The following is a 10,688-nucleotide window of genomic DNA, read 5'->3' as shown; positions in this document are numbered from 1 at the left end:
CCCTGGAAACCATCGGCGCCGTCAGCGACACTCCCCATGTCAGCCTGTCCGCCGTGACAGCATGACACGGCGGCCCAACCCGCCAGCGATCATCGCTCCTACACCACGCGATGGGACACGACCGTTGTTGGCGCCTCGAGGGCCCTGATCCAGTCATCACGGAGATCCCGCCTCATGTGATCCTCATTGTGCGGCGTGCGTGCATGGCCCGCGTGACGATACGAGCGGACCAGCTACGGGGGCACACCGGGGGCACAAAACGCGCTGCGTCGGAGAGATTTGTCTAGACGGGCAGAGATATAAAGAGACGCCAAAACAATGTTTTGCTTCATGAACACTTCAGGAGAAACGGTATCACCGTAGGCATGATCACTGATTCATAATCAGTAGGTCCGCGGTTCAAATCCGCGTGCCGGCACCATAGCCTCGAACCGTACCGCGACGCTCAACAGGCGTCGCATGGCGCCAAGCCTCCGGCGCGCCCGCCCCCCAAGCAAACCGGCGGTCACGGCCATACGTAAGCCGCGCCAAGGGCATGTCGGCATCGGCCTCGCCGACCCGAAGGCACGACGCGTGTGCCGCCCAGCCTCCCCGATCAGCGCAAAGATCGGGCCGGAGACCGCGTGCGTCACATCGGGCGGTGCGTCGCCAACCATCTCTGCTACGCTTTCACCAGGGACAACCAGCCGCTCCGCACCGCATCACGCAAGCGCCGCGGCTGGCGATCTTCGGGGGAGGATGTCCGGTGATGGGCGCAGGGCAGATGGTGGGTGCGGTCGGGGCCAGCGGCGGCCACGCCACGAACGTCGCGCGCGACGCCCCCGGCGTGCCGGTGACCTGAACCATGCAGCGCAGCGACACCCGCATCCTCACCACCCATACCGGCAGCCTGCCGCGGCCGCGCGCGCTCACGCGCCTGTATGCGCGCCGCGTCCGCGGGGAACCGGTCGACGAGGCCGAGATCGCGGCGGCCGGCAACGCCGCGCTGCAGGATATCGTGCCCCGGCAGATCGATTGCGGCCTCGATGTCATCAACAACGGGGAACAGCAGCGCGAATCCTTCGTGCTCTATCTGCGCCACCGGCTGACAGGGCTGGGCGGGGCAAGCGCCCGGCCGACCTGGCAGGACCTGAAGGCCTATCCGGACTACCAGGCGGCGCTGAGCGAGGGCGCACCGGCCGAGGCCGTCACGCATACCAGCCACCTCCCCGCCGCGATCGCCGAGGTGACCTATGGCGACCCCACCGTGATCGACGCCGAATGCGACGATTTCGCCGCGGCGCTCGCCGCGCAACAGGGTCGCTACGCCGAGGCCTTTTTGGCTGCGCCCTCGCCCGGGATCATCGGGTCGATCGTCGAGAACCGCTTCTACGACACCGAAGACCGCTACTTCGCCGCGCTCGGCCGCGCGCTGGCCGTCGAATACCGCGCCATCGTGGCCCATGGCTTCCTGCTGCAGCTCGACTGCCCGGACTTGGCGCTGGAACGGCACGGCTCCTACCAGGATCGCCCGCTGGCCGACTTCATCGACTTCTGCGAGCGCGTCGTCGCCACGATCAATGAATCGCTCGCGGGCATCCCGCGCGACCGGGTGCGGCTGCATGTCTGCTGGGGCAACTACGAAGGCCCGCACGATGCCGACGTGCCACTGGAGGACATCCTGCCGGTCATCCTCAAGGCCAAGGTGGGCGGCCTCGTGCTGCCCTTCGCCAATCCGCGCCATTCGCACGAGGTCGGGGTGTTCTCGAAGCTACCGCTGGCGGACGACCAGGTCCTGGTCGCCGGCGTGATCGACACCACCACGAACTTCGTGGAGCACCCGGAGGTCGTCGCGGAGCGGCTGGAACGTGTGGCGCAGGTGATCGGCGATCCGCACCGCGTCATGGCCGGCACCGATTGCGGCTTCGACACCTCGGCCGGCCGCGGCCGCGTGGCGGGCGACGTCGCCTGGGGAAAGATCCGCGCGATGGCGGAAGGCGCGCGGATCGCCTCGCGCAGGCTGTTCCGTTAAGGCAGATCGCGTTCAGATGGACTCATCTGACCGCGTGAAGATGCTCGGAAAACTATAGGCTAGAGCCTGCGAAGTGAGCCCGAGCGAACGCAGCATGCTCTGGGGCGGGTCCCGATCGGGTGACGGTGCGCGTGAAACCAACGGACCGGAGCCGTTGCACCCAGCCGCGACGCGTGGGGTCGACTTCCGCGCCGCTGCGTGGGGCGGATCCGCGCGCGCCTGTTGCATCGCTGCGCGCGGCCGGCGCGTCCTGATCAGCGACGCTGGCGAATACCGCCGGCACGCATGGCCAGCATATCCTGGCGGGCAGACCGCCCCGCCGCGCGACGGTCAGCCCCGGTGCGGCGAGATGAAATGGAACGGCGACGGCTCGCGCGTGATGTCGGTCATCACCTCGACCAGGCATGGCGCGTTGGCGGCCAAGGCGTCGCGCACCGCGTCGCGCAAGGCGGCGGCATCGGCCACGCGCCAGGACCGCACGCCGAAGGCCTTCGCATAGGCCTGGAAGTCGGGATTGGTCAGCTCGGCGCCGGAATGCCGGCCATCGAACAGGCGGCGCTGGTCGCGCAGGACATTGCCGTAGGACGCATTGTTGAACAGCACCGTGACCAGGTTGATGCCGTAGCGCACCGCGGTCGCCAGGTCCGATCCGCCGAACAGGAAGCCGCCATCGCCGGTCACCGCCACCACCGCGCGGTCGGGATGCGCGACCTTGACGCCCAGCGCGGTCGGGAAGCCGGCGCCAAGATTGCCCGAGAAGCCAGACCCGATCGCCGTGCGCGGCGCGTGGAACGGCATGCCGAACGCGGAGACGTAGCCGACCTGCGTCATCTCGTCGCAGAAGATGCCGTCCTGCGGCAGCGCATCGCGGATCGCCTCCAGGAAGGACATCTGCGGCTGGAGCGACTGGATCTCGGCGGCGACCTCCGCCTTGGCGCGCGCGATCGCCGCCGCGCGGTCCGGGTCTGCGCGCGATGCGACGCTCGCGGTGATGGCGCGTGCGGCATCGGCGGCATCCGCCACAATGCCGAGGTCGACGGAAAGGCGTCGCATCTCCGCCGGGTCGATGTCGATGCGCGCGATCCGCAAGCCCGGCGGCATCCTGCCCCAGCGCGCCACCGGCACATCGAGGCGCGAGCCGAAGCCGATCAGCAGGTCGGTCCCGGGCCACAACCGGTAGCCGGCCGGCACGGTCAGGCTGAGCGGATGCCGGTCATCGACGATGCCGCGGCCGCCGCGATACCGCAGCACGGGCGCGCCGATGCGCTCGGCCAGGGCAAGGATCTCCGGCCCCGCATCCATCGCGCCGGCGCCGACCCAGATCATCGGATGGCGAGCTGCGTCGATCATCCCGGCCAGCTGCGCGATCCTGGTCGGGTCCGGTACTGGATTGGCATGGAGCGGCAGCGGGTCGCACGGCGTCACCTCGGCGGCGGCCGGCAACTGGTCGAGCGGGATCTCGAGCGCGACCGGGCCGGGCCGCCCCGACATCATCTCCTGGAAGGCGCGGGCGACCTTGCGCGGTGCCTCGGTCGGGTCTTCGATCCGATCGGCGTGCCGCACCAGGGTCCGCAGCGTCGCCAGCTGGTCGGGCAATTCGTGCAGCTGGCCGCGCAGCCTGCCGATCAGCGCCGAGGGCACCTGGCCGGTCAGGCACAGCACCGGCGCATTGACGCTCCAGGCCGTCGACAACGCGGCGGTTGTGTTGAGCATGCCCGGGCCGGGCACCACCGAATAGACCGCGGGCCGCCCCGTCGCACAGGCATGGCCGAGCGCCATGTAGGCGGTCGTCTGCTCGTGCCGGGCATTGATCACGCGGATGCGGTTGGCGTTGCGGGCGAAGGCGTCGAACAGCCCGTACATCTGCACGCCGGGCAGCCCGAACACGGTATCGACCCCGTGGCGCAGAAGGCTGTCGACGATCGCATCGCCACCGGTCATGCGCGGCATGGTGGTCGGCTCCTTCCGGGAAGACAGCGCATCGGCGCGCATGTCCCGGGGATGGCAACACCGAATGGCGCGCCCGCCAAGGGCCTGCCGCGTGGCCCTTCGCACCGGCCGCGAGTCCCCGCATAGTGGCGGCAGCGGCGGACAACGCCGCGGCGCAAGGGGGAAACCATCCATGGCCGGCGGCCTCGCCAGGTGAGCAAGGCTTCGCGCGTCCCGATGCTCGCGCCCTTCGGCCAGCGGTCGTTCCGGTTCCAATGGCCCTCGGACCTCACCACCTCCTGGGCCTTCGAGATGGAGACGCTGATCCTCTCCTGGTACGTGCTCAGCGAAAGCGGGTCCGTCGTCTGGCTCACCATCTTCGCGGCGCTGCAATTCGTCGGCACGCTGGTCTCGCCGATGGTCGGCGTGATGGGCGACCGCATCGGCCACCGGCGCGTGCTGGTCGCGATGCGGGCGACCTACCTGGTGCTGGCGTCAACGCTCGCGGCGATGGCGTTGACAGGGACGCTGGGCATCGTCGCGGTGTTCTGCGTGGCGACGCTGTCGGGGCTGGTGCGTCCTTCCGACATGGGCATGCGGAATGCGCTGATCGGCGCGACCATGCCGCCAGCGCTCCTGATGGGCGCGATGGGCGTCGAGCGCACCAGCGCCGATGCCGCGCGCGTCGCGGGCGCGCTGACCGGGGCCGCACTGGCGGCCTGGATCGGCATCGGCCCGGCCTATGTCGCCGTGGCGGGGCTCTATCTCGTCAGTCTCCTGCTGATGCGCGGGGTGCAGGAATCGCAGCCGAATGGCGGCGCAAGGTCGATCGCGGCGATCGGCCGGGAGCTCGCGGAAGGCGTGGCGCATGTGCGCGCGACGCCGCCGCTCACGGCGGCCCTGCTGGTCGCCTTCCTCGCGAATGCGCTGGCCTATCCGCTGACGGGTGGCCTGCTGCCGTATGTCGCGCGCGACGTCTATGGCATCAGCGAGACCGGGCTCGGCTCGCTGGTCGCGAGCTTCGCGGCGGGCGCGCTGGTCGGGTCGATCATCCTGAGCGCGCAGGGCGGCCGCTTGCCGCCGGCGCGGACCCTGCTGTTCGGATCGACGATCTGGTTTGCCCTGCTGATGGTCTTCGCGGTGGTCGCCACGCCCGGCACGGGCATGATCGTCCTGGCGCTGGCGGGCTTCGTGCAGTCCTTCTGCATGGTGCCGCTGGCTGTGCTGATCCTGCGCGTTTCGCACGAACGTTTCCGCGGTCGCGTGATGGGCCTGCGGATGCTGGCGGTCTATGGCTTGCCGGTGGGCCTGATCGCGGCGGGGCCGCTGATCGCCTGGGTCGGTTTCGCCGCCACGGGACTGGCCTATGCCGGTGCGGCGCTGGCCTGCACCGCGGCCATTGCATGGCGCTGGCGCGCGCATCTCTGGCCCGCCGATGCGCCGGCGAACGCGCTCAACCGGCCATGAGCCGGCCGCTGGCTATGGCTCCTGCAGATCCGGCAGGCGGTACCGGTCCTGCGGGTCGTCCCATCCGGCGAAGCGCGGCGCGCGCTTTTCGGCGAAGGCCGCGCGGCTCTCCAGCAGGTCGCCCTTCGCGCCGTGGTCGTGCAGCGCCGCGGCGAGGTCGCGTTGCGCCGGCGTCGGCGCCGGGCGCATGCGGCGCATCATGTGCACGGTGTTGACGCGGGCGGCCGGCGGCAGGGTGAGCAGGTGGTTCGCCATCTCGATCGCCGCCGGCACCACCTGGTCCGGCTCCACCAGCCGGTTCACGAAGCCCAGCTGGTAGAAGCGTTCCGCCGTGAAGCGGAAGCCCATCGCCATCTCCATCGCGATCGGGAAGGGCAGGTTGGCGAGATGCCCGTGATTGTATCCGCCGAGCAGCCACCGCTTCGCTTCCGACACTTCGAAGATCGCCGTCGTCGCGGCGACGCGCAGGTCGGTCCGCTCGACCAGCATGAAGCCGCCGCCCATCGCGAAGCCGTTGACCGCGGCGATGACCGGCTTCTCGAGCCGGCCGGTGGCGAAGGGGTCCTCGATGGCGAGCTTCTTTCCGCCCGGGGTCTTGTTGGCCAGCGTCTCCTTCATGTCCTCGCCGGCGCAGAAGGCGCGCCCGGCGCCGGTCAACACCGCCACTTCGAGATCCGGGTCGTGGCGGAAGGACGACCAGGTCTCGGCCAGGGCGATGCGCAGTTCCTCGTTGAGCGCATTGAGGCGCTCCGGCCGGTTCATGCGAATCACGAGCACCTGGCCGTGACGCTCGGTTTCCAGGACGGGCAATGTCGGGTCCTCCGCGGTTGCGCACAGCATCCGGTCCCGGCCGGGTTTGTCCAGGCCGCCGGCCGTGGCCGGGGTCCAGGGCGGCCGGCTGCATGTGGCGGCCGCAGGCATGCGCGCCGGCCACGAACCGCTCGCGCTCCCCCGGCACGCGCGATAGCGCCGCCGGTCGCGCGCCTACCGCATCCTATCCGGACGTCTCGGTCGCCCGCCACCAGCCTCGTTCCCACGCCTTCGTCACGCCTGCGCGGCGGCCGGCGGGCTGCTGGCCAGCCGATGGTCGAAGGTCACCGCCTTCACCAGCGCCCACACCGCCATGCCGGGCACCAGGCCCAGCCGCGCGACGCTGTCACGGGTGACGCGGGCAAGGATGTCGCTGGGCCCGATTGCCACCCGCAGGAAGACCTCGGGCGTGCCCGAAACGGGCGTGACCTCGGCCAGCGTTCCACGCAGCACATTGTGGGTCGAGATGCCATGCGGCTCCGCGGTCGCTACGGCCACATCGCGTGCCCTGATGCGCAGGCGCAGGCGCGTGCCGGACGCGCCCGGGGACATGGTCGTGACCAGCACGCCGCCGGGGAAGTCGAGCCGCGTCAGCCCATCCGTCGCGACATCCGCAACGGTGCAGTCCAGCAGCACGCCCGCATCCCGACGCGCCGCCAGCGACAGGTCGGTGCGCGCCGCGAGCGTCGCGACGGGTCCCTCCGCCACGACATGCCCGGCATCCAGCAGCACCAGGTGGTCGGCCAACGCATCGACCTCCTCCAGCGCGTGCGTGACATACAGGATCGGCAGCCCCGCGACGTCGCGCAGCCGCGCCAGGAATGGCAGCACCTCGGCCCGGCGCGGCGCGTCGAGCGCGGCGAGCGGTTCGTCCATCAGCAGGATCCGCGGGCGCGCGACCAGCGCGCGGCCGAGCGCGACGCGCTGTCGTTCGCCGCCCGACAAACCCGCCGGCCGGCGCGCCAGCAGGTGCCCGATGCCGAGCAGCGCGACCACTTCGTCGAAGCCCGGCCCCGCCGTGTCGCGCGGCGCGCGGCGCTCCCCGTAGCGCAGGTTGGTCTCCACGCTGAGATGCGGGAACAGCCGCGCATCCTGGAACACCACGCCGCAGCGCCGGCGCTCCGGCGCCACGCAGACGCCGCGCGCGGTGTCCAGCAGCACGGCCCCGCCGACCTCGACCCGCCCTTGCTGCGGGCGCAGCAGGCCGGCGACGGCGGCCAGGATCGTGGACTTGCCGCAGCCCGACGGGCCGAACAGCGCGGTCACCCCGCGCTGCGGCACGTCGAAGGCGGCATCAAGAACGAAGCCGTGCCGCCCGAAGGCGTGTCGCAGCGCGATGCCCGGCATCAGCCACGCCCCAGCAGGCGGTGCATCCGCCGGGCAATGACCTCGGCCAGCAGCAGCCCGCATATCGCGAGCAGGAAGGAGATGCCGGCCAGGCGCGCCGCGACCGCCTCGCCCCCGGGCGTCTGGGTCGCGCTGTAGATCGCGAGCGGCAGGGTCTGCGTTTCGCCCGGCACGTTCGAGACGAAGGTGATGACCGCGCCGAACTCGCCCAGGCCCGCGGCGAAGGCCGTGACGGCGCCGGCCAGGATGCCCGGCGACATCAGCGGCAGCGTCACGGTCAGGAAGCGGTCGAGCGGCCCGGCGCCGAGCGTGCGTGCCGCCGCCTCCAGCCCCGGATCGACCTGTTCGAGGCCAAGGCGCACCGATCGCACGATCAGGGGAAACGACATCACCGCGGTCGCCAGCGCCGCGCCATCGGTGGTGAAGACCAGGCGGATGCCGAACCAGTCATGGAGCGGCCCGCCGATCGGCCCGCGCACCCCGAACAGCATCAGCAGCCCCCAGCCCACCACCACAGGCGGCACCACGAGCGGCAGGTGCACCAGGGCATCCAGCAGCATCCGCCCGGGGAAGCGGCCGCGCACCAGCAGCCAGGCGATGCCGATCGCGGGCAGCAGCGAGATCAGCACCGAGCGCGAGGCGACTTCGAGGCTGAGGCGGACCGCCTGCCACTCCTCCATGGACAGGCCGAGGCTCACTGCGCGATGCGGAAGCCGAAGCGCCGCCACGCCGGTTGCGCCCCGGCGCCGGTGGCGAAGGCGAGGAAGGCGCGCGCCTGCGCATGGCCTTCGGCGCGGCGTGTCAGCGCGAAGGGATAGGTCACCGGGACATGGCTCTCGGCGGGGAAGATGCCGGCGACACGTAGGCGCTGGCTGGCCAGGGCGTCGGTCGCATAGACGATGCCGAAGGGCGCCTCCCCGCGTTCGACCAGCAGCAGCGCGCCGCGGACATTGTCGGCGCGGGCGAGGCGCGGGGCGATCGCGTCCCATTGGCCCATCCAGGTCAGCGCCGCCCTGGCATAGCGCCCGACCGGCACATGGGCCGGATCGCCCGTCGCGATGCGGCCGGCGGGGCCGAGCAGCGCCAGGAGGTCGGTGCCGCGCGCCAGCGGGATGTCGCGCGCATCGCTGCGCGGCGCGACCAGCACCAGCGCATTGCCGATCGGGCTGATGCGCGTGGCGTTCACGATCAGGCCGCGCGCCTGCACATGGTCCATCCAGGCCTCGTCGGCGGAGACGAAGATGTCGGCGGGCGCGCCCTGGTCGATCTGCCGCGCCAGCGCGGAGGAGGCCGCGAAGGAGAAGCGCGGGCCGGGATTCCCGCGCGCCGCCCAGTCCTGGCCAACCAGGCGCAGCGCATCGGTCAGGCTCGCCGCGGCGAAGACGGTGGGGCTGTCCTGGGCGTGCGCGGCCGGCACCGCGCCAAGGCCGGCGGCGAACGCCGCGAGGACGGGACGACGGAGCATCGCGCACCTCCCGGGGCCGTTGTGTCCCTCGGGAAATAGCCGAGCGCCGTGCGGGGGTCCACCGCCCGGCCGCGGCGGGCGGCGGCGCGCGACGGCGGGGCCGGCGACACCTTCGCCCTGCCGCGGCCGTCGCGACCCGTCGCGGGCGCGCCGCGGCGCCCGTCAGGCTGCCGTGGCCAGCGCCTTGCGCGCTTCCGCATCGAGCGGGCGGAAGGTCAGCCCCGTCGCGCCACCCTCAGCGTCCAGCGCCTCGAAGGCGTCCCCCGCCGCGCGCAGCCCGCCCAGGCTGCCGCCGCGCCAGTGCAGGTGGAAGTCGGACCGGATGATGTTGGCGAAGCCCATCGCGGGCTTCATGTCCTCGATCACGCCGCGCCAGGCCTGGCGTGCCGGTCCGGCCGCGAGCGCGATCTCGACCTGTCCGCCGCTGGCGCGCAGCGCCTCGAGCAGGCCGGCGCCGGCATCGTCCGCGGCGAGCTCGCCGCCGCCGGAGGATTCCGGGCGCGGCGGCGCATCCTCGGTCGCGCCCACCCATGCCGCGAGCGCCGAGTCGAAGGGCTCGAGCCCGTCCATCGCGGTAACCGACATCAGCAGCCGGTCGTCACCGTCGCGGAACTCGATGCGCGGGAACACGCGCCCGCGCATGCCGCCGGTGCGGTCGGCGACGATGCGCGCCACCGGCTCCAGCGCGAGCACCGCGTCATGCGCGCTGCCGCCGATCCGCAGCGCGCCGCCATCGACCACGGCGGTCTCGACCACGCCGATGCGTTCATGCGTCGCCCCCCCGGCCGACAGCCCGACCAGCACGCGGCCGAGCGAAGGCAGCAGCGCGGCTGCCTGCGCCGGCGTGGCGGCGACGGCGAAGCGCGGGGGGAGGTCCGATCCGGTGGTGGCTTCGGTCATGCGATGATCTCCATCTGTGGGGTGGGAAGGCTCTCGTGCACCAGTCGCGCGCGCACGCGCCCGGCTTCCAGGCGCAGTTCGTCGTCGGCCAGGGCGGCCACCACGCGCGGGTCGTGGGTGACCAGCAGGCAGGCGAAGCCGCGCGCCGCCTGCAGCCGCGCGAGCAACGCCAGCACCTCGGCCTCGACGCTGCGGTCCAGCGCCGAGGTCGGTTCGTCCAGCACCAGCACGTCGGGCCCGGCGATCAGCGCGCGCGCGATCGCCACGCGCTGGCGTTGCCCGCCCGACAGCGCCGCCGGCATGCGTGCGCCGAGCGCGGGGTCGAGCCCCACCTCGGCCAGCGCCGCCGCCACCCGCGCCGCGCGCGCCGCGGCATCCAGCCCGCGCGCGTGCAGCAGCAGCGGCTCCGTGAGCGTGGCCGCGACCGACCGCCGCGGCGACAGGCTGGCCGCGGGGTTCTGGAACACGATCTGCACGCGGCGCCGCCAGGCGCGCCCCGGCGGGATCGGCGCGCCATCCAGCAGCACCTCGCCCTGCGACGGCACCAGGCGCAGAAGCGCCAGCGCCAGGGAGGTCTTGCCGCAGCCGGACGGCCCCGTGACGGCCAGCGTCCGGCCACGGTGCAACGCCAGGTCCACGCCATCCAGCACCGGCGTTCCGCGCCCGTAGCGCACGACCACCCCGCGCGCCGCCAGCACCGGCGCGGCGGGCGGCGGCGGGCGGCGCGGCGGTGGCGAGGGCGGCGCCAGCAGCCGCGCG

10 protein-coding genes are annotated in these 10,688 nt (G+C 72.3%); 3 read left to right on the top strand and 7 right to left on the bottom strand.

The genetic code is table 11. The features are described from left to right. Nucleotides 1-535: 535 nt before the first annotated feature. Both LQ222_RS26265 and LQ222_RS25440 read left to right on the top strand, forming a co-directional pair. On the top strand, nt 536-841 hold the full coding sequence (locus tag LQ222_RS26265; RefSeq protein WP_256444064.1) for a heme-binding protein: 306 nt from the start codon (nt 536-538) through the stop codon (nt 839-841). 3 nt (nt 842-844) lie between these two features. Then, complete coding sequence (locus LQ222_RS25440; RefSeq protein ID WP_230169679.1) at nt 845-2,011, top strand: epoxyalkane--coenzyme M transferase; 1,167 nt, start codon at nt 845-847, stop codon at nt 2,009-2,011. Between the two features lie 330 nt (nt 2,012-2,341). Here the strand turns inward: LQ222_RS25440 and LQ222_RS25435 are convergent, their stop codons facing one another. Further along, nucleotides 2,342-3,961, bottom strand: a complete 1,620-nt coding sequence (locus LQ222_RS25435; RefSeq protein WP_230169678.1) for a thiamine pyrophosphate-dependent enzyme — start codon at nt 3,959-3,961, stop codon at nt 2,342-2,344. 192 nt (nt 3,962-4,153) lie between these two features. Here LQ222_RS25435 and LQ222_RS25430 point away from each other — a divergent pair, with 192 nt between their 5' ends. Further along, nucleotides 4,154-5,407, top strand: a complete 1,254-nt coding sequence (locus LQ222_RS25430) for an MFS transporter (protein ID WP_230169677.1) — start codon at nt 4,154-4,156, stop codon at nt 5,405-5,407. A gap of 12 nt (nt 5,408-5,419) precedes the next feature. On the opposite strand, the gene LQ222_RS25425 is transcribed toward LQ222_RS25430, so the two are convergent. The 6 genes from LQ222_RS25425 to LQ222_RS25400 all read right to left on the bottom strand — a co-directional run. Continuing rightward, nucleotides 5,420-6,217 (bottom strand): enoyl-CoA hydratase/isomerase family protein, encoded by a 798-nt coding sequence (locus LQ222_RS25425; RefSeq protein WP_230169676.1) that lies wholly within the window; start codon nt 6,215-6,217, stop codon nt 5,420-5,422. 234 nt (nt 6,218-6,451) lie between these two features. Beyond that, nucleotides 6,452-7,564, bottom strand: coding sequence for a molybdenum ABC transporter ATP-binding protein (gene modC / locus LQ222_RS25420; protein ID WP_230169675.1), 1,113 nt, complete (start codon nt 7,562-7,564; stop codon nt 6,452-6,454). Then, nucleotides 7,564-8,244, bottom strand: coding sequence for a molybdate ABC transporter permease subunit (modB, locus tag LQ222_RS25415; protein ID WP_230169680.1), 681 nt, complete (start codon nt 8,242-8,244; stop codon nt 7,564-7,566). Before modB ends, modC begins: the two co-directional genes overlap by 1 nt. 14 nt (nt 8,245-8,258) lie before the next feature. Beyond that, nucleotides 8,259-9,029: a molybdate ABC transporter substrate-binding protein gene (modA, locus tag LQ222_RS25410; RefSeq protein ID WP_230169674.1), complete on the bottom strand. Its 771-nt coding sequence runs from the start codon at nt 9,027-9,029 to the stop codon at nt 8,259-8,261. A 162-nt stretch (nt 9,030-9,191) separates the two neighbouring features. Further along, on the bottom strand, nt 9,192-9,929 hold the full coding sequence (locus LQ222_RS25405; protein ID WP_230169673.1) for a hypothetical protein: 738 nt from the start codon (nt 9,927-9,929) through the stop codon (nt 9,192-9,194). Continuing rightward, on the bottom strand, nt 9,926-10,688 hold a 763-nt coding region (locus tag LQ222_RS25400), incomplete at its 5' end, for a dipeptide/oligopeptide/nickel ABC transporter ATP-binding protein (RefSeq protein ID WP_230169672.1). The genes LQ222_RS25405 and LQ222_RS25400, both read right to left, overlap by 4 nt.

The sequence above is a fragment of the Roseomonas sp. CECT 9278 genome, from assembly GCF_918698155.1.
Taxonomy (GTDB): domain Bacteria; phylum Pseudomonadota; class Alphaproteobacteria; order Acetobacterales; family Acetobacteraceae; genus Neoroseomonas.
This window is presented reverse-complemented; position numbering and strand designations above follow the sequence as displayed.